Below are 19270 nucleotides of genomic sequence, written 5' to 3'. Positions count from 1 at the left end.
TGTCAACATGGCGGCGCTCCCAGCGGTCCGGGCTCGCCGATCGTGGTGTGGAAGGAGATGATGTACCGGCCCACGTTGCGGGCTGAGCCATCTTCGATGCGCCACCACGTGAACATCTGGTTCAAAGAGTCGCCCTGGACGATGTAGCACTTGACCACCATCTTTTGGTTCGGGTACTCCCACGGCGGCTGGTTTCCGCCCTTGCCGTCGCACGTAAAGGCGGGGTCCGGTTGGTAGTTTTTCCCACCTTGGGTGTAGGTGCATGACCTTCCAACAACGCCTGTGTTGAGCACACCCTCCCAAACGCCTTGCTTGCCGGACGCGGCGCTGGCCGAGGCAATGCCGCCACCTGTTCCCAAGGAGTTGAAGGTCTGCACCCTGATGCTGTGCCCTTCTTCCCATCCAGCAGTGTTGATGGTCCGGCTGCCGGAAGCACCAACGGTTTCCCATCCACCGTTGTCAATGCTGATCTTGGTGGTCTTGACGTCATTGGTGTTGGGACCGGGCGAGGACCAGTTGAACGTTACTGACTTTTGGTTCAGCGCACCGTTGGATCCGGAGGCCGACGGCGTTCCGGGGGCACCGTAGGGGGTGGCTGAAGCGGGAGCGCTGGCGTCCGAGCTCGGCGCCACGGACGAGTGTGCCGTGACGGTCACGTTGGTTGCTTGGCCATTGTTGAAGCCGCCGACGGTTTGTCCGGGCTGGATCGCTCCGGTACGGCCGGCTGCCGAATAGCTGTAGGTTACTTCGCTGGCCGACGAACCGTTTCTTTGCGCCGCACTCAGGACAGTGAAGTTGATGGTCAGCTGTCCACCCGCAGCGCCGGTATTGGCCGGCGTAGCGCTGACGTTGCCCACGGTGCCCAACTTGCCCGTGGCGCGGCGGGGCGCGGACGATGCGCTGACTGCACCCTTCCCGGCCTTGTTCTCGGCTTGGACGGTGAAGGTGTAGGCCGCCTCGGAGTTGCCGGCGGTGAAGGTGGCCGTGCGCACGGTGCCGGCAACAGTCTGGGTTTGGGCCGCGCCGCTGCCACCGCTCATGGTCACGTAATAGTTCTTGATGGGGTCGCCGTTGATGTTCGGCTCGGCCCAGTCCACCCGCAGCTGGTTTTGCGAACCCACGGAAGACACGACGGCGGTGCTCGGCGCCGCGGGGGCGCCTGGTAGACCGGCGGGGTGGTCTTCTGCCGAATAGAGTCCCCAATCCGAGGGGCCGAGCTCGTTGACGGCTTGGGCGCGCACTTTGTAGTTCACGCCATTGGTCAACCCGGGCCAGGTGTAGCTCAGGCCGGTTACCTCGTTCTTCACGGCGATGCCGTTGGCCGGCGGCGGGGAGATCTCAAGGTTGTAGTGCTTTACCGGGGAGCCCTCGGTTTTCGCCGGGGTCCACGTGATGGCCAGGTCCTTGTCTCCGGCCTTGATGGACGGAGCACCCGGGGGCGATGGTTTCTCGTCCGGGCGGATCTCGTTGGACGCCACCGACGGTTGTGAATCCCCGACCTCGTTGGTGGCAACAACAGTGAAGACGTACTTCACATTGTTGGTCAATCCAGTCAAGGTGCAGGTGGTGGTGGGACATTCCTGCTGGAATCCCGCTGATTTGACGGTGTATTTGGAGATGGGTGCGCCGTTGTCCGATGGCGGAGCCCACTTCAGCACCGCCGTCTTGCTCCGGACATCCGTTGCCGAGGGCGCGGACGGCGCATCGGGTTTGTCCCTGACGGTCAGCCGCAGCCGTCCAACGGCCTGGCGGCTTGGATCATCGGTTTTGTCTTTGATGGTGTACCGCACCACCAGGACGCCCTTGAATCCATCCGCAGGAGTCACGGTGATCGAGTCGCCACTGATCCCTGGCTGCCCCGAGGCCGATCCCGTCTCCACCACGGCGGAAACAATGGTCAAAGGCTCACTGAAGGGATTGAAGTCGTTGCCCAGGACATTGACGGTCTCCGTCTTGCCCGCATTGGCTTTGTCCACCACGTCATCGTTGGCAGCAGGCTTGGGCCTGTTGGAGGACACTACGGTCACGGTGACCGCCGCCTTGACGGGCTCGGAACGGCCATCGGTGACTTTCAACGGCAACGTCCCCCGGGCTCCGGGGTTGAGCGCATCCCCTGGAGTTACCTTCAGGACTGTGCCTTCAACCCGGGCATTGAACCCGGCCGGCAGGTCGCCGTCAACGCTGAAGGTGAGCTTTCCCTGGTCCTTCTCATCAACGTCGTTGGCCAGGTTGGCAAGATCCAGGTCTACGGTCTCGCCCTTCGGTGCCTCCATGGTGGCGCCGCTGAACGTGGGCGGATGGTTCGCGTCGGGATCCGGCAACACCTTGGTCATGATGGTGAGGGTGGATTTCAATCCATCCGCGTCATCAGGCCCGCTGCCGTCCGTCACCTCGAACGTCACGGAGCCCGGCCCGGCGTAGTCGGCCTGGGCTGCATACCTGAGGGCAGTACCGTCGCCTGCAATGACGTTGGTGGATTCCCCGCCCTGTACCCGGATGGTGTCGGCCACGGTAATCCGTGCCTGGCGGCCGTCCCTCACCTTCACGTAGTCCTGCAGCGGCAGTGTGACTTCCTTGCCGGCGGTCACCTCCACCACCGTGTTGTTCGAGAGCGTCGGGTACTGCAGGCCCTGCCCGGGAACCCAGATGACGGCAGTCGCGGACAGTCCGTCGATGTCGGTCACCGTATAAGGAATCAGTTGGTCCTGGGGTACCAGCGTCACCACTACATTGCCATCGGTCCCCACCCGGGCGTTCGGGTTGCCATCCGGCAGTGAGATTTTCAGGTCCTCGGCCACGCCATCCGGATCCGAATCGTTCTTCAGGACCGGTACGTCAACTGCCGTCTTTCCCAGTGTCTCGGCAAGCGTCACCCTGTCGTCGACGGCAATGGGCGCGTGCAGGGGGGCCGTAGGGCTCGTTTCGACACGGATAACAGCACTGGCCTCGGCCTTTTTGTCGTCCTGGATCCGGTAGCTGATGCTCTCGGTCCCGGCATTGTCCGGTGCGGTAAGAACAACTTTGCCGTTGATGGCCTCCGCTTGAAGTTCAGGCTTCGCCTCAAGCGTGGAGACCAGGCCGATCGGGTCGCCGTCAGGATCCGAGTCGTTCTTCAACGCATCCACTGCCACCCTGCGGCCGGGCCGCACCTCTACAGTGTCATCAACAGCAACCGGCTTTTGGTTGTCCGCCTCGGCCGGTGCGATGCCCACAATGACCGTGCCGGTGTTCTCGGCCCCGATGCGATCGCGCACCCGGTAGCTGAACGTGTCAGTACCTGCGGACTTGGCTCCGGCGGTGTATTCCAGGTAGCCGTCCCTGAGGACGGCAGTGCCACGTTCCGGTGCCTTGTCTATGCCCATGAGTTGCACCGAGTCGCCATCAGCGTCGATTCCGTCCAACGGCACGGGGATCTTGACACTCATTCCGGCCACAACGCGCGCGGTGAGGTTGCGCGGCTCCGGCCGGGTGTTGGTTGCGTCGTCACGGTCGCGGACCCGGATGGTGACTTGCTGGGAGTCGGTTTGACCGGAGGCGTTGCTGACTTTGTAGATGGCGTAGGCGGTGGTCGGCTCAGGGCCGGCAATGAACCGGAGGGTGTTTCCGGAGACGAAGATCCGGCCCTGGGCATCATCCGGTTGCTGTGCCAGGACAGGATCCAGCGTCAATTCGCCGCCGTTGGGATCAGTGTCGTTCTCCAGTACGGGAATGGTCACTACGTCGCCCACGCGAACGGTGGCTTCATCCGGCTTGGCCTGGGGTGCCTGGAGCTTGGCGGGGGCCGGGACCACCTGGACAGAGATATCTCCCGTAGCCGAGGCCTTGCCATTGGAAATGGTGTATTTGAGGGACAGTTGCCCCTCGGCCCGGATGTCGGTGATCTTGACCACCGAGTGATCCAGGACGGCCACGGATACGGGAAGCCCGTCCGCAGCGGTCACCGATTGGACCACCAGCACTCCCCCTGCCGGGTCGGAGTCATTGCCCAGGACATCCACCACTGTGCTTCCGCCGCTGGGAAGAAGGGCGATGTCGCGGACAGCAACCGGTGCGCCATCGCTGTTCCCGGACACCACGTCCACGCGAACCAGTTGTTGGGCGCTGGCAGGACCGTTGGTGACCATATAGGTGACGTAATGGGCGCCCACGGTGGTTGAGTTGAACGTGAAGGTCTGCTGATCCGGGCCCACCACCGCCGTGGATTGCTCGTCAGGTTGCGCCTGCGCCAACCGGAGGGTGCCGCCTTGGGGATCGGTGTCGTTCTTGAGCGGTGCAACCACGGTGTCCTGGCCCGCAACAGCCACCACGTGATCTGCGTTTGCAATGGGAGGGAGGGCCCCGGGTGCACGGACATCCACGCTGATTTGGCCCTGCATGGTCAGGGAACCGTCTGAAACGCTGACCGTCAGGGTCTTTCGGCCGGGGCCCGCCCCCGAGTCCTGGAAGGTGAGCAAACCATCGGGCCGGATCCGGACCTGGTCTGCCGGGTCGCTGCTGGAGACGGCGACGGCGAAGAGGTCGTCGCCGTCGGGATCCAACCAGTCGGTGAGAATAAACTGGCTGGCGATTTTGCCGCTCTGGACCACAAGGGCGTTGTTGCGGTTCGGCTTGGGTTGGGGCGCGTTGTTTTCCTCCGGCGGGACAACCCGGAGGCTCACGTCCGCGCCGCCGGTACCACCGCGGCCGTCGTCCACGGTGTACTTGAACGTTTCCGAACCGGTGGTGCCTGCCGGCACGGCGATCTGGAAGCCAGTGCCCCCATACACCGCGGACAGTGCTCCGGTCTTGAGTGGCCCGGCAGCGCTGACCGTCAAGACATCGCCATCGGCATCGGCGTCGTTGTCCAAAACCGGAAGGATGGTGGTTTTGCCGGCACGGACACCATAGGCATCCGGTTTGGCAACGGGGGCCGTGTTCGGCTTGCTGCGGTCCGGAAGAACGGTCTGCTGGACTTCGTCAGCGGAGTCTTTGTCGGCGTCGTCCGATGTTTGCTGCGGAGGAATGACGTCGTCCCAGTTGTTCACCAACTGCATGTTCTGGTTGACCATCCACACGTTGCCCGCGTTGACGTCGTTGAGAACCACCAGATCGCGGTTGACCCTGAAGACATAGGACGGGGAACCGCTGGCCTTGGGAATGTCGGTCCGCTTGCTGTCCGCCTCGTTGCTGCATTCGCGGACGTACTTATTGGCACCCGACCACGCGGAGTACGTGCATGTTCCCAAGCGGACCGGAGCGGCCGGAGTACCTTGACCGTCAGCGCTGACAGTCTTTGCCGTACCGCCGTCAAGAGGTTGCAGCAACAGTGCTCTGGGGGTGGCAATGGCTACAGTGTCGGCGGACGGTCCACTTTGCTGGAGCTTCGCGTCGCGGGCGTCGTCCAAGTGCACTGTGTTGCCGTTTGGCAGGACGATGTCCCCCGTGGATTCATTGAGAACCACGGCCTTGTCCCCCACCGCGGTGAGTTGGATCTTGCCATCGGCCTTGAGCCGGTCATCGTTGCGCACGCGGGAATCCACGGATTTGCCGTTGGCGTCCACCACTGTGGCGGTCAAACGGCCTGTCTTGGGGTCCAGGGTGTGGATGGTGTCATCCATACCCACCACGGAAACAACTCCAGGGGACTGCTCAAAAAGCGGCTCGGACTCTTCGCTGAATCCTCCGATCGACGTGGGCGACGATGCCCAGACCTTGCCCTTGGAAGCGTCCGTTACTGCCAGGACCTTGGTACCGAAGCTGACCGCTGCGGAGCCGGGAAGTTTCTGGTCGCCCCCCAGACGCATGTTGGCCGCATTGACCGGGTTGATGGTGCCGCCGTCCGAGTCATCGATAAAGATGTCGCCGGCCCGCTGGAGGATGTCGAAACTGGTGCTGGCGGGCGTCACGGCACCGTCCAGCGATTTGGAAGGGTAGTTCAGGCGCCCGGCGGCATTCTTGGACTTACTGACAACCCACACGCCGCCGTCGTTGAGGTCCACCTCGGTGGTCTTGAATCCGGGGTAGAGGATTGCTCCCGTCACCACCACTGCGCCTGCAACAGCAAAAGCGGAAGCGGACAGTATTCTGCGACGGCGGTTTCCGGCACGTTTAGTGCTGGACCTCTCCGGAAGACCCATCCGACGTTCCCCCACAACTCAGGTGACTGACACCGACCCCAAGGCGCCACAAAAAACAAACAACCCAAGAGTACCGGGTTAATCCATCGTTTTGCTAAGCAGGGTGGAGTGCGGCTTAATCCAAAACCAAGCCCTTGCCGCGGCCACGCGCCAGCATGACGGGGTGGATCTCGCCAAAACCGCGGACGTTTTCAGACTTCTGCGGGACCAGGACAAAGCGGTCGTCTTGTCCCAGGGCGGCAGCGGTCATGGCATCCACCAGCACAGTGCCTGGTTGGGCCAGCGTGGTCAGCCGTGCGGCGAGGTTAACGGTAGGCCCGTAGATATCACCAAGCCGCGAAAGAATACGTCCCCAAACCATGGAAACCCGGCATTGGGGCAGGATCTCGTCTTCCGTGAAGGCCTGGGCCAGCGCCAGCGAAATTTCCGCCCCCGCGGCCGGAGTTTCTGCAATGTAGAGGACTTCATCGCCCACGGTCTTCACCAGGCGCCCACCGCCCACGGAAATGATCTCCGCGCACTTGTTTTCAAACCGCTGCACCAATTGCGCCAGGGTTTTTTCATTCATGCGGCGGGAGAGGCTGGTGTAGGACACGAGGTCGGCAAAACCTACTGCACGGGCCAATGGCAAAGGAGAATCGTCCTCATCCCCTTCGCGGCCTTCCTCGCTGGCCTGCAGTCCCGCCTCGGCACGGACCGCCAAGCGCTGAACACCAGCGTTGAGTTGGCGACGGTACGAATAGACCAGGATTTCCTCGAGCGAATCCACCAGGGCCGGCAGCTGGGCCACCAGCTGCTTCCTGGCCACGGCATCAGGAATACCCTGCTCCGAGACCATGTCTTCAACCAGCGCTTCGATCTGCCAGACCACCATCCGGTCCGTCATCTGTCCGATGGAACGGGTCACCGAAATGGCGGCTTCCTCGGTCAAGAGCCCGGCACGCACCAAGTCCAGAATGCTGGAAAGCGCGGCCTGGTCCCGCTCGGTAAAAGCAACGTCCTCGTCATTGAAGTTCGGGAAGCCCAAAGCCCGCCACACTTTACGCGCGGACAGGATGGATACGCCCGCACCGGCGGCGACTTCACGACGGCGGAGCTTGCGTTCTCCGCCCAGCAACTTTGATTCGAGGGCCTTGATGGCAAGCCGTTCTGCGGACATCACTCCAGTGGGCGGGCCGGCGCTCACTGGAGCAGCCCCCGCCTTCGTATCTTCATCCACGGAAGGTTCGGGTACGGCGTCGAACTCCGGGTCCAGGTCCTCGTCGGCCTTCTGGTCCTCAACGCTCATCTCTTCCACCTTCTCTCAGCTCCCACGGCAATTCCACATACTCACCCAGCACTTCACCCTCCACGACGCCGCCGCGGGGCAGGTCGTCCATGGCATCCTGGACAAAGTCCCTGAATTTTCCCACCAGGGGGACATCGTTGAGAACGGCTGTTCCCGAGTGCCCGGTATCCAAGGATATATTCCCGGAGTGCAATGTCCGTTGGAGCAGGTTTTGCTGGATGCCCACGTTGCGGACCGCTGCCAAGGACACCTGCCAATCATTGCGCCGAAACATTCCGTACTTGGCAAGTATCCGCCGACTGGTCAGGATGTATCTCACGGAGCGCCAACGCAGGACCCTGCGCACGCAGTAGCCCAGCAACAGCCATCCTGCCAACACCAGCGTGGCCCCGATCAGCCAAGGGGTCCACTCCACTGTAATGAACGGCGCAAGCCGCTGGGCATTTCCTTTGACAAGCCAAGCACATATGTAGGCGCCTACTGCGGGAACAACCACAAACAACAGCACCGGGAAGAACAGGGACCGCGCTTGCTGCCGTGTCATGGCGATGACCTGCTCCCCGGGAAGCAGCTCTTTACGCATATCCACTATCGGTTGCGCGGAGGTGCACCACGTCCCCTGCTGTCACCACATGCTCCCTGCCCCCGTGATCCACCACGAGCAACGAGCCGTGCTCGTCCAAGCGGGAGGCATGACCCACGAGTTCGTTGTCACCGGGAAGGTGCGCGCGAACTTCCTTGCCCAACGTGACCATGGCGGATTCCACGCGCTTGTGAAGGGAAGGACCTCCCGCCAGCCCGGCAGTGGGGTCCCCCTCGGAGTTGCAGAAACTGCGGTAGAGGCGGGCAAAACGGGAAAGGTAGCTTTTCAGCAGCGCCGTGCGGTCCGTCGTCGTGGCCCCTTCCAGGGCCAACGACGTGGCCGTGGGAACGGGCAACTCGTCCTGGGCCAACGTCACATTGAGCCCCACGCCCAGGATCACTGCGGGCACAGTACCGTCGCTCAGCGGCGACATCTGGGCCAGGATCCCGGCAATTTTCCTGCCATTTACCAGGACATCGTTGGGCCATTTGATGTCCGCCGTGACGCCGGCCGTCTCCTGCAGTGCCTCACGCAGCGCCACGGCCGCAAGCAGCGACAACCACGAGTACGTTTGGGTGGGCACCGGCATGCCACCGGCCGTGACAGGGCGCAGCACGATGGAGACAAGGACCGAGGACATCTCCGGCGCCTCCCATTGCCTGTCCAACCGGCCACGGGCCGCAGTCTGGTGTTCGGCAGTCAATACAGCGAGGTCGGCCCACTTGTCAGGTTCAACCGTGACGGCCCTGAGCAGGTCCTGGTTGGTTGACCCGGTAGTTTGAGCGATGGTCAGCTGCGGGATGCCCGTTGCCGCCAGGAAGTCCGGCGCCACCAACGATTCCCTGTCCAGCCTGGAGCGGGACTGTTCAGGGTGGGACTGTGCAGGCTGGGACTGTCCACGGTGTGGCGAGGGGTCGCGGCTGGCGGTTGGTTCGGCATCCATAGCTGAATCCTATCGAGTCGGGACAGCCGCAGCCCCCTGCGGAGCTGGGAATACGCCGGAGCGTGGCTGGAAACTTCCTACAGGAAGATGTCCGGGACCAGATCCTGCTCCGAAGCTCCCAGGCTGTAGGAGGAAAAGTCCGTCACACCGGCGGCGCGAAGCACCTGCTCGTCCGTGAAGAAGTTTCCGCTGGCAGTTGCTCCGGTTCCAACGCCGGTGAGGACGGCATGGGCGGCATCCGCCATGATCTCCGGCCCACGGGCTGCCTGCACCATCTGCGTGCCACCGGGCATGTTGCGGATTGCTGCCGTGTCGATCAGGGTGCAGGGCCACAGCGAATTGACGCAGACACCGTCGTCCTTCAATTCTTCGGCCAGGCCCAGCGTGGTCAGGCTCATGCCGTACTTGGCCATGGTGTAGGCAAGGTGCATTCCAGCCCACTTGGGATCCAGGTTCAGGGGCGGAGACAGGGTGAGAATGTGGCCGTTGGTTGATGTCCGCAGGTGCGGGAGCGCCAGTTTGGACAACAGGAACGTGCCGCGGACATTGATGTCCTGCATAAGGTCGTAGCGCTTCATATCCACGGCATCCGTGCGGGACAGGTCGATTGCGGAGGCGTTGTTGACCACAACGTCAATTCCCCCAAAACGTTCGACGGCGGCGGCGACTGCTGCCTCGACGTCGGCGTCGTTGCGGACATCACCCACCAGCGGCAAGGCCTGGCCGCCCGCGGCCACCAGCTGCTCCGCGGCGGTAAAGACGGTGCCTTCCAGCTTGGGGTGGGGATCGCCGGTCTTGGCCATCAGCACAATATTGGCGCCATCCCGGGCAGCCCTGGTGGCAATGGCCAACCCGATGCCCCGGCTGCCTCCGGACATCAGCAGGGTCCTGCCCTGGAGGGAGCCGGAGGCCTGGTAAGGACTGGTGCTGTGCTTCCGCTCCTCGATGGGAGCGCCGGAAGCGTCGTTGCTTGAAGTCATGGGGACACTCTAACCCAACTATGTTACTGACGGGTAACATAGTGAAGGCTTTGGCTTGAAGGCTGAAAATTGTAGGGTTTCTACAGCGGTTCGCTGCAAAGGCGTCACTAGACTGGCATTCGGGGCCCGATCTTTGTGCGGAAGCTACTTAACTAGCTGCCTGACCAGCAACGGATCGCGCCAGCGAATATCAGCTACAGAGCCGGAGACACTTGATGAGCCACGATCTGACTACGACAGCGGGAAAGATTGCCGACTTCCGCGATCGCCAGGCACGTGCCGAGCAACCCTCCGGCCCGGAAGCGATCGAGAAGCAGCACGCACGCGGCAAGAACACCGCACGCGAACGCATCGACCTCCTGTTGGATCCGGAATCGTTCGTTGAGTTCGACGCCCTTGCCGTACACCGCTCCACCGCCTTTGGCATGGAAAGGAAGAAGCCCCTGGGCGACGGAGTCGTCTCCGGCTACGGCACCGTGGATGGACGCCTCGTAGCCATCTACAGCCAGGACTTCAGCGTTTACGGCGGCTCCCTGAGCCAGGTCAACGGCGAGAAAATCGTCAAGGTCCAGGAATTCGCCCTGCGCAACGGGTGCCCGGTGGTAGGCATCAACGACGGCGGCGGAGCCCGCATCCAGGAAGGCGTGGCCTCCCTGGCCATGTTCGCGGATATCTTCCGCAACAACGTCCATGCCTCCGGCGTCGTACCCCAGATTTCCCTGATCATGGGACCCTGCGCCGGCGGCGCCGCTTACTCCCCCGCACTGACTGACTACGTGGTGATGGTGGACAAGACCTCCCACATGTTCATCACCGGACCGGACGTCATCAAGACCGTGACCGGCGAAGACGTGGACATGGAAACCCTGGGCGGCGCCCGGCAGCACAACGCCACCACGGGCACGTCCACTTACCTTGCCTCCGACGAAGCCGATGCCATCGAATTCGTCCGGGAACTCCTGGACTTCCTGCCGTCCAACAACCTCTCCGAGGCTCCCGTGGTGGAGCACGACCAGGAGTTGGAGCTCGACGACGACGACCTCGCCTTGGATGCCTTGATCCCGGATTCGGCCAACCAGCCCTACGACATGCGCAAGGTCATCGAGCAGATCGTGGATGACGCCCACTTCCTGGAGATGCAGTCCCTGTACGCACCCAACGTCATTATTGGCTACGGACGCGTTGAGGGACACACCGTTGGCATTGTGGCCAACCAGCCCATGCAGTTCGCCGGAACGCTGGACATTTCCGCATCCGAAAAAGCGGCGCGCTTTGTCCGGCATTGCGATGCCTTCAATATCCCGATCATCACGCTGGTGGACGTGCCTGGATTCCTGCCGGGCAAGGACCAGGAGTTCCAGGGCATTATCCGCCGCGGGGCCAAGCTTCTTTACGCCTACGCAGAGGCAACGGTTCCCAAGCTCACCGTCATCACTCGCAAAGCCTACGGTGGCGCGTACATCGTGATGGGCTCCAAGAAACTGGGTGCCGATCTCAACCTGGCATGGCCCACGGCCCAGATCGGCGTCATGGGCGCCCAGGGTGCCGTGAACATCCTGTACCGCCGCGACCTCGCAGCGGTGGCAGAAGCCGGCGGAGACGTTGAAGGCAAGCGCGCCGAGATCATCCAGGGTTACGAGGAAGAGCTGCTGAACCCTTACCAGGCAGCACAGCTCGGCTACGTGGACGCCGTCATTGCGCCCTCCGATACCCGCCTGCAAATCATCCGTGGCCTGCGCGCACTTCGCGACAAGCGTGCCAGCCTTCCCACCAAGAAGCACGGGAACATCCCCCTGTGAGCACGCCGAAGCACCTTGCCAACGGCACATTGGGCGGCACACCGGACGCTGTTCCCGAGTCAGCGGAACCCGCGTTCTCTGTGATCAAGGGAGAGCCGACGGCCGAGGAGCTCGCGGCGCTTGCCGCCGTCGTGGTTTCGCTCGGAACGCCGCAGGAAAGCGAGGCGGCCAGGCCGGCGGCGCGCCACTGGGTGCGCCGCCAGCAGCTCAGGCTTGACCCCACCCCGGGTCCGGGTGCCTGGCGCCGCAGCCGGGGCTAGTTCGCTCTCCTGTAGAAAAGTTCAACAACCCTTTCACGTACGCTGAAGCGCGGCTAGGCTCGGTGGGTGACTACTGCAAACACCCCCGTACGCCCCAAGTCCGCCATCGATGCCGTTGCTGATGCGTACACAGAAAAGCTGATCGAACTCAACCCCAGCTTCGCCACCACGCTGGGGTTGCCGGGCCACGAAACCGAGTACCCCGACTACTCCCCGGCCGGGGCCGAGGCACACGCGGAAGCCACCAAGCTGGCCCTTGACGCCCTCGCCGGCCTTGAGCCTGCCGATGACGTGGACGCGGTGACCCTGGATGCCATGCGGGAACGCCTGGGCCTGGAACTGGAGATCCACAATTCCGGCTGGGACGCGGCCGACCTGAACAACATCGCATCCCCCTCCCAGGACATCCGCGCCGTCTTTGACCTCATGCCCACTGAGACAGTTGAACACTGGGAGCACATTGCCGGCCGCGCAGCCAACGTTCCCGGAGCGATCGACGGCTACATCACGTCGCTCCGGTCCGCTGCTGCGTCCGGGAAGGTGGCAGCATCCCGGCAGGTTCAGATCGTCATGGAGCAAACCGGCCGCTACGCAGCCGCCGACGGCTTCTTTGCGAAGCTTGCTGCCAACGCAACAGTGGACGGCACCCCGTTGCCGGCGGAGGTCCAGGACAAGCTCGACGCCGGCACTGAGGCCGCCCGGGCAGCGTACGGCACTTTGGGTGCGTACCTCCGGGACGAACTGCTCCCCCTTGCCCCGGAAAAAGATGCCGTGGGACGTGAGCGTTACGCACTGGCATCCCGTTCATTCATCGGGGCCGAGGTTGACCTTGAGGAGACCTACGCCTGGGGCGTCCAGGAGCTTGAGCGGCTCATCGGCGAGCAGGAAAAGGTAGCCCACCAGATCAAACCCGGTGCCTCGATCGAGGAAGCAAAAAGCCTCCTCAACAATGATCCGGCACGCCAGATCAAGGGCACGGACGCCCTCCAGGCATGGATGCAGGAGCTCTCGGACCGGGCAGTGTCGGAACTCGCCGACGTCCACTTCGACATTCCGGAGGTCATGCGGACCCTGGAATGCATGATCGCGCCCACGGACGAGGGTGGCATCTACTACACCGGACCCTCGGACGACTTCTCCCGCCCAGGGCGCATGTGGTGGTCCGTCCCTGCAGGCGAAGACACGTTCACCACCTGGTCCGAAACCACCACAGTGTTCCATGAAGGAGTTCCGGGGCACCACCTCCAGGTAGCCACGGCCACGTACCGCCGCGAACTCCTGAACAACTGGCGGCGCAATGTGTGCTGGGTTTCCGGACACGGCGAAGGCTGGGCACTTTACGCCGAGCAGCTCATGTTGGAACTCGGGTACCTGAAAGATCCGGGCGATCACATGGGCATGCTGGACGGGCAGCGCATGCGGGCAGCGCGCGTGGTGTTCGACATCGGCGTGCACCTGGAGCTCCCCGTCCCCGAGCGCTGGGGAACGGGCACTTGGACGCCTGACAAGGGCTTCGATTTCCTCAAGGCCAACCTCGACATCAGCGACGGGCAGCTTCAGTTCGAGTTCACCCGCTACCTCGGCTGGCCGGGCCAGGCTCCCTCCTACAAAGTGGGGCAGCGGTTGTGGGAGCAGATCCGGGCTGAGCTGGAAACCCGCGGGAGCTTCGATGTGAAGGCGTTTCACAGCAAAGCGTTGAACATCGGCTCCGTGGGCTTGGACGTACTGCGCAGGGCGCTGCTGGGCTGATGATTGTTCCCGCCCGAGACGCACGCCACATCCCGGGCGGGAATAACTTTCGCGCACGTAACATTTCTCAACGTACGTTCGCTATGTTATTGGGCATACACCTAACGTGTTCCGGTGAGCACCTCAACCAACACTTCCCCCTCAGCTGGAAAGACCGGCTTCCGGCTCCCCAAGTGGGCCGGTTCCTTCGGCGTCCAGATCATCGCAGCCCTCATCATCGGGCTCGTCCTCGGCTTGATTGCCAAGTACACGGGCAGCACCAAGACTGCCCCCAACGGCCTGGGCGCAACTCTCCAGACGATCGGCTCAAGCTACGTCTCCTTGCTGCAGACCGCCGTCGTTCCTTTGATTTTCACCGCGGTGGTGAGCTCCATCGCCAACCTGCGCCAGGTGTCCAACGCTGCGCGCCTGGCCTGGAACACGCTGCTCTGGTTTGCCATCACCTCGCTGGTATCCGTGCTGATCGGCATCGGCCTGGGCGTACTCCTGCAGCCCGGTGCGGCCACAGGCATCACCCAGAAGGCAGAGTACGCCGGCAAGACCGGTGACTGGTGGGCCTTCCTGATCGGGTTGTTCCCCAAGAACTTCCTTGGCTTGGGTGCCAGCTCCACAGTGACGGAAAGCGCCAATGCTGCAACCACCGTCAGCACCTCGGTCAGCTTCAACGTCCTCCAGATCCTGGTGGTGGCCATCGCCGTCGGCATCGCCGCCCTGAAGGTAGGCAAGCAGGCTGAACCTTTCCTGACGCTGAACGCCTCCGCGCTGGCAGTCATCCAGAAGGTCCTCTGGTGGATCATCCGGGTTGCCCCACTGGGCACCATCGGCCTGATCGGCAACGCTGTCGCCATCTACGGCTGGGACACCATCGGATCCTTGGGCAAGTTCACGGCCGCCATCTATATCGGCCTGGCCCTGGTGCTCTTCGTCCTGTACCCCATCCTGGTCCGCGTCCACGGACTGTCCGTCAAGCAGTACTTCTCCGGTGTTTGGCCTGCGGTCCAGCTGGCCTTCGTATCCCGCTCCTCCATTGGCACGCTGCCGCTCACGCAGCGCGTCACTGAACGGAACCTGGGCGTCCCCTCCGGCTATGCTTCCTTCGCAGTTCCGCTGGGCGCCACCACCAAGATGGACGGTTGCGCAGCAATCTACCCGGCGATCGCAGCAATCTTCGTGGCCCAGTTCTTTGGCATCAACCTGGACTTCAGCCAGTACCTGCTGATCGTGCTGGTCTCCGTCCTCGGTTCCGCTGCTACGGCCGGCACCACCGGCGCAGTGGTCATGCTCACCCTGACCCTGTCCACGCTGGGACTGCCGCTTGCCGGCGTCGGGCTCCTGCTGGCGATCGACCCCATCCTGGACATGGGCCGCACCGCGGTCAACGTTGCAGGACAGGCGCTGATCCCGGCGATTGTGGCCAAGCGCCAAGGAATCCTGGACGAGTCCCTCTACAACGCCCCTCGCAATGGTTCTGCATTTGCTGACGAATACGCAGCAGACAAGGCAGCAGCGGAGGCGGAACAGAAGGAACTGGCCGATTCCAAGGCCTGACCGCCGCGCCTTGGCTACGGCCTCATGCAAAGGCACACATCCTCCGGGGAGTTCTCCCCGGGGGATGTGTGCCTTAACGGCGTGATTCTGGATAGGCTCTGACCATGTTGATCGTCACCTCCAATGAAATTCCGGGCCACAGGATCGACGCCGTCTTCGGCGAAGTCATGGGCCTCACCGTCCGCTCCCGCGACATCGGCTCACAGATGCTTGCCGGATTCCGCTCCCTCGGCGGCGGAGAGCTGCCCGAAATGACCCGGGCGCTCTACGAAAGCCGCCAGGAGGTCATGGCCCGAATGGTCAATGAAGCACAGCAGCGCGGCGCGAACGCGATCGTTGCCATGCGCTTTGATACCTCGGAAATGGGTACCAACTGGACCGAAGTGTGCGCCTACGGCACGGCCGTCTACGTTCTCCCGCTGGGCGAAGGGGAACCCGGTGCCACAGGGCAGTCCGTGTACCTGACCCAGACCGCAGGCCAGCAGAATGCAGGCCAGCAGGGCGCCAGCCAGCCAGCTGCAGGCCAGCAGCAACCGCCCGCACCCCCGCACCAGTTCTAGTTCCCAGCACCTACCGCAACGGGCCCGCTCCCCTTGCTGTTCACCCGGTTTCCGGCGGTTCAGCGAGGGGTGCGGGCCTTTGTTGTGCGCGCCCCCAGCGGCTATGATCCACAGCCGTGCAGGACCTCAAATTGCGCACAGTGCAAACTTGCACTTAGTGTAAGTATGTGACCCAAACAAGTTCTTCACCATCGGCTGCGGAGCCCGATGAACCCAGCGCTCCCACCCGGCGCGAACTCAACAAGGCAGCCACCCGCAGCTCCATCTCCACCGCAGCCTTGGATCTCCTGAGAAGCAACGGTCCCGGCAATTTCACCGTGGAGGACATCGCTGCCAGCGCAGGGGTGTCGCGGAGGACCTTCTTCAACTATTTCCCCAGCCTCGAGGCCGCGCTGGCTTCAGTAGCGGATGGCTTCCTGGACCACGCACTGGAGCAATTCCGGCTGCGACCTGCGGACGAGTCCATCCTGGAATCGGCCCAGGCTGCCCTCATGGCGTTGGCAGATCCCATGTCCGTGGCGCCCATGGCCGAGCTCTTCAGCCTCACGCAGGACAACCGCTCCCTGGCCCGTTCCGAGCTGGAGGCTTGGGAGCACTGCACCGAACAGATCATCGAGGCCGCCCGGGGAAGGTTCCACTCCGGCGTCAGCGAGCTCTACCTGCACGCTTTGGCCGGATCCGTGATTTCCTGCGGAAAGGCTGCCATGACCGTCTGGTTCGCTGAACGCGGACCGGACTTGTCCCCGGAGTCCCTCAAAACACTCCGCCAGCACCTCATCGACGCGATGGGCCTCCTGGGAGCCGGCTTCGCGCCGCCGTCGGGCACCCCACAAACCAGCACCGCACCCGCCCTCCTTTCCACCCCAGTTTCAATCACCACAGATCGGTTCTGACATGGCTTCGTTCCTCTACCGTCTCGGTAAATTCTCGTACAGGCGCCGCTGGCTGGTCATCTCGCTGTGGCTGGCCGTCCTGGTGGCAGTCGGCGGTTCGGCCGCCGCATTCCATGGCACCATGTCCAACAACTTCACCATCCCGGGCACCGAAACCCAGCAGATGGCGGACAAACTCAAGGAAGCACTCCCGGAGTCTTCGGGTGGTTCAGCCTCAGTGGTCTTCGAAGCGGGCGAGTCCGGCTTCGACCAAGCCAAGAAGGACGCCGTCGCGGCCGCACTGACCAAGCTGCAGGACCTGCCCGAGGTCCAGGCGGTGGTGAACCCCTTCACCACCCAGGAACAAGTGGACAACGGTGCGGCTGGAATAGCAGCCGGCGAGGCGAAAGCCGCCGAGGGCAAGGCCCTCCTGGATGCTACCGGCGCGCAACTGGCTGCGAGCGAGCAGCAGCTCAACGCAGCAGCGCAGCAGCTTGCCGCTTCCGGCCTCACGCCCGCACAGATCGACGCGCAACTGGGCCAGCAGCGGGCAGAGCTCGCCGCGGGCAAGGAAAAGTTCGACGCCGGCACCAAGGAAGCGGCCGCTGGCGCCGCCACGCTGGCCCTGAGCAAGAGGCAGATTGAAGCCTCGCAGGGCATCCGGTTTGTTTCCACTGACAACAAGGCCGCAGTGGCCCAGGTGCAGTTCAAGACCTCCATCAATGCCGTGGACCCCGCAGTTCGCCAGGAAGTCCAGGACATTGTCCACGCCGTTTCTTCTTCCGGGGTCACCGCGTACGCCAGCAAGGAAATCACCGAGGACGTTTCAGAGATATTCGGCATCGCTGAAATCATCGGCATCGCTGTTGCAGCCCTCGTGTTGATCCTCATGCTGGGAACACTGATCGCTGCCGGCCTGCCGCTGGTGATGGCCCTGATCGGCGTCGCCGTGGGCGTTGGCGGCACCTTTGCACTGACCAGCGTGATCGACATGAGCTCCATCTCCCCCATGCTTGCCCTGATGCTGGGGCTGGCCGTGGGCATCGACTACTCCCTGTTCATCGTGAACCGCCACCGGACACAACTGCTGGCAGGCATGGACGGTGAAGAGTCCGCAGCACTTGCCACCGGCACGTCCGGCAACGCAGTCCTGTTCGCCGGCCTCACGGTCATCATCGCGCTTGCGGCACTGGTGGTTCCCGGCCTCCCGTTCCTCGCGGTCATGGGTGTGGCAGCCGCAGCGACAGTTGCTGTCGCCGTCGTCGTGGCCCTGACCTTGACGCCCGCCGTCCTGGCGTTGATCGGCCGCCGTCTCATTTCCAAGCGCGCGTGGGCCAAGGCCGCCACGCACAATGCCGAGCCCGGCCACGAAGCCGCTGACCGCGAACTCGAAGAGAAACGCAGCAGCGGCGGCTGGGGCGGCCTGGTGACGCGCCACCCGTGGGTTGCGTTGATTGTCAGCTTCCTTCTGCTGGGCGCCCTGGCTTTGCCGGCGGCACAGTTGCGGCTTGCGTTGCCCGACGGCGGATCCGAGCCTGTTGATTCGCAAGCCTTCAAGGCCTACGACCTCACCCGCAGCAGCTTCGGCGAAGGCGTCACCGGGCCGATCATCGTGGTTGGTGAGTTCCCTGAGGGACTCAGCGAGAACGATGCCAAGAACAAGCAGTACGACGTCGCGGACCAGCTCCGCAGCGTGGACAACGTGGTGGCTGCCGTGCCTGTGGCACTGAGCGAGGACCGCAAGACTGCCGTCTTCCAGGTCATCCCCTCCGAGGGCCCGGCCAGCGCAGGGACTGTCCAGGTGGTTTCCGATCTCCGGGCCAAGGGCACGTCCATCAAGAGTGACTTGGGCGTCAGCATTGGCCTCACCGGACAGACCGCCGGAAACATCGATGTGTCGGAGAAGCTTGGCGCCGCGCTGCCCCCTTACTTGGCGATCGTCGTCGGTCTGTCCCTGATCCTGTTGCTGCTGGTGTTCCGCTCCATTGTGGTTCCGCTGTTGGCCACGGGCGGCTTCCTGCTGTCCCTGGCGGCCGCGTTCGGCGCGGTGGTGGCCGTGTACCAGTGGGGCTGGTTGGGTGCGGTGTTTGATGTCGCCAACCCGGGCGCCGTGCTGAGCTTCCTGCCGATCATCCTGATTGGTGTGCTGTTTGGCCTGGCCATGGACTACCAGGTGTTCATTACCTCCGGCATGCGGGAATCCTTCATGCACGGTGAGTCCGCCAAGCACGCTGTCCGCTCCGGCTTCAGCCACGCTGCCGCAGTTGTCACGGCTGCCGCGATCATCATGGTGAGTGTGTTCTCCGGCTTCATCTTCAGCCACCTGACCATGGTCCGCCCGCTGGGCTTCGCCATGGCGTTCGGTGTGCTGATTGACGCCTTCGTGGTCCGCATGACCATTGTTCCCGCCGTCATGTACCTCTTGGGCGAGAAAGCCTGGTGGCTGCCCAAGTGGCTGGGCCGCATCCTCCCGGACGTGGACGTTGAAGGCGCCAAGTTGCAGCGCTCCGACAAGGATCCCAAACGCTCGGAGCAGCTGGTCCACTAGGTCCCTCTCTCACATCACCACCCA

Annotated in this window: 12 protein-coding genes; 7 read left to right on the top strand and 5 right to left on the bottom strand. The window is 63.3% G+C overall.

Annotated elements, in window-relative coordinates:
- Nucleotides 1–2: 2 nt before the first annotated feature.
- The 5 genes from JOE60_RS06130 to JOE60_RS06110 all read right to left on the bottom strand — a co-directional run bounded on the left by JOE60_RS06130 (nucleotide 3) and on the right by JOE60_RS06110 (nucleotide 9910).
- Complete coding sequence (locus tag JOE60_RS06130; RefSeq protein WP_167264744.1) at nucleotides 3–6116, bottom strand: Ig-like domain-containing protein; 6114 nt, start codon at nucleotides 6114–6116, stop codon at nucleotides 3–5.
- 115 nt (nucleotides 6117–6231) lie between these two features.
- Nucleotides 6232–7404 carry an adenylate/guanylate cyclase domain-containing protein gene (locus JOE60_RS06125; RefSeq protein ID WP_167264743.1) on the bottom strand — a complete coding sequence of 391 codons (1173 nt, stop codon included), beginning with the start codon at nucleotides 7402–7404 and terminating at the stop codon, nucleotides 6232–6234.
- Complete coding sequence (locus JOE60_RS06120) at nucleotides 7394–7987, bottom strand: PH domain-containing protein (protein WP_167264742.1); 594 nt, start codon at nucleotides 7985–7987, stop codon at nucleotides 7394–7396. Before JOE60_RS06120 ends, JOE60_RS06125 begins: the two co-directional genes overlap by 11 nt.
- Entirely contained in the window at nucleotides 7980–8930 is a 951-nt protein-coding gene (locus JOE60_RS06115) for a biotin--[acetyl-CoA-carboxylase] ligase (RefSeq protein ID WP_167264741.1), read from the bottom strand. The genes JOE60_RS06120 and JOE60_RS06115 overlap by 8 nt, the downstream gene beginning before the upstream one ends.
- A 77-nt stretch (nucleotides 8931–9007) precedes the next feature.
- Nucleotides 9008–9910: an SDR family oxidoreductase gene (locus JOE60_RS06110; protein ID WP_167264740.1), complete on the bottom strand. Its 903-nt coding sequence runs from the start codon at nucleotides 9908–9910 to the stop codon at nucleotides 9008–9010.
- 215 nt (nucleotides 9911–10125) lie between these two features.
- Between JOE60_RS06110 and JOE60_RS06105 the strand changes: the two genes are divergently transcribed.
- From JOE60_RS06105 to JOE60_RS06075, 7 genes are all read left to right on the top strand, one after another.
- A complete protein-coding gene (locus tag JOE60_RS06105; RefSeq protein WP_167264739.1) occupies nucleotides 10126–11709 on the top strand; it encodes an acyl-CoA carboxylase subunit beta in 1584 nt (527 codons plus the stop codon).
- Nucleotides 11706–11969 carry an acyl-CoA carboxylase epsilon subunit gene (locus tag JOE60_RS06100; protein ID WP_420851376.1) on the top strand — a complete coding sequence of 88 codons (264 nt, stop codon included), beginning with the start codon at nucleotides 11706–11708 and terminating at the stop codon, nucleotides 11967–11969. The genes JOE60_RS06105 and JOE60_RS06100 overlap by 4 nt, the downstream gene beginning before the upstream one ends.
- 66 nt (nucleotides 11970–12035) lie before the next feature.
- Nucleotides 12036–13718, top strand: coding sequence for a DUF885 family protein (locus JOE60_RS06095; protein ID WP_167264738.1), 1683 nt, complete (start codon nucleotides 12036–12038; stop codon nucleotides 13716–13718).
- A 114-nt stretch (nucleotides 13719–13832) separates the two neighbouring features.
- A complete protein-coding gene (locus JOE60_RS06090) occupies nucleotides 13833–15266 on the top strand; it encodes a dicarboxylate/amino acid:cation symporter (RefSeq protein ID WP_167264737.1) in 1434 nt (477 codons plus the stop codon).
- A gap of 104 nt (nucleotides 15267–15370) precedes the next feature.
- Nucleotides 15371–15826, top strand: coding sequence for a YbjQ family protein (locus JOE60_RS06085; RefSeq protein WP_167264736.1), 456 nt, complete (start codon nucleotides 15371–15373; stop codon nucleotides 15824–15826).
- A gap of 167 nt (nucleotides 15827–15993) precedes the next feature.
- Nucleotides 15994–16719 carry a TetR family transcriptional regulator gene (locus JOE60_RS06080; RefSeq protein ID WP_167264735.1) on the top strand — a complete coding sequence of 242 codons (726 nt, stop codon included), beginning with the start codon at nucleotides 15994–15996 and terminating at the stop codon, nucleotides 16717–16719.
- 1 nt (nucleotide 16720) lies between these two features.
- Nucleotides 16721–19246: an MMPL family transporter gene (locus JOE60_RS06075; RefSeq protein WP_167264734.1), complete on the top strand. Its 2526-nt coding sequence runs from the start codon at nucleotides 16721–16723 to the stop codon at nucleotides 19244–19246.
- Nucleotides 19247–19270: the final 24 nt, after the last annotated feature.

Origin of the sequence: Paenarthrobacter ilicis (assembly GCF_016907545.1) — a bacterium.
Classification (GTDB): Bacteria; Actinomycetota; Actinomycetes; order Actinomycetales; family Micrococcaceae; genus Arthrobacter; species Arthrobacter ilicis.
This window is presented reverse-complemented; position numbering and strand designations above follow the sequence as displayed.

Excerpts from the sequence above, each read along its gene's own strand:
- JOE60_RS06120 (WP_167264742.1), bottom strand. The coding sequence starts at position 7,987 with ATGCGTAAAGAGCTGCTTCCCGGGGAGCAGGTCATCGCCATGACACGG.
- JOE60_RS06125 (WP_167264743.1), bottom strand. The coding sequence starts at position 7,404 with ATGAGCGTTGAGGACCAGAAGGCCGACGAGGACCTGGACCCGGAGTTC.
- JOE60_RS06130 (WP_167264744.1), bottom strand. The coding sequence starts at position 6,116 with ATGGGTCTTCCGGAGAGGTCCAGCACTAAACGTGCCGGAAACCGCCGT.
- JOE60_RS06110 (WP_167264740.1), bottom strand. The coding sequence starts at position 9,910 with ATGACTTCAAGCAACGACGCTTCCGGCGCTCCCATCGAGGAGCGGAAG.
- JOE60_RS06115 (WP_167264741.1), bottom strand. The coding sequence starts at position 8,930 with ATGGATGCCGAACCAACCGCCAGCCGCGACCCCTCGCCACACCGTGGA.
- JOE60_RS06105 (WP_167264739.1), top strand. The coding sequence starts at position 10,126 with ATGAGCCACGATCTGACTACGACAGCGGGAAAGATTGCCGACTTCCGC.
- JOE60_RS06075 (WP_167264734.1), top strand. The coding sequence starts at position 16,721 with ATGGCTTCGTTCCTCTACCGTCTCGGTAAATTCTCGTACAGGCGCCGC.
- JOE60_RS06085 (WP_167264736.1), top strand. The coding sequence starts at position 15,371 with ATGTTGATCGTCACCTCCAATGAAATTCCGGGCCACAGGATCGACGCC.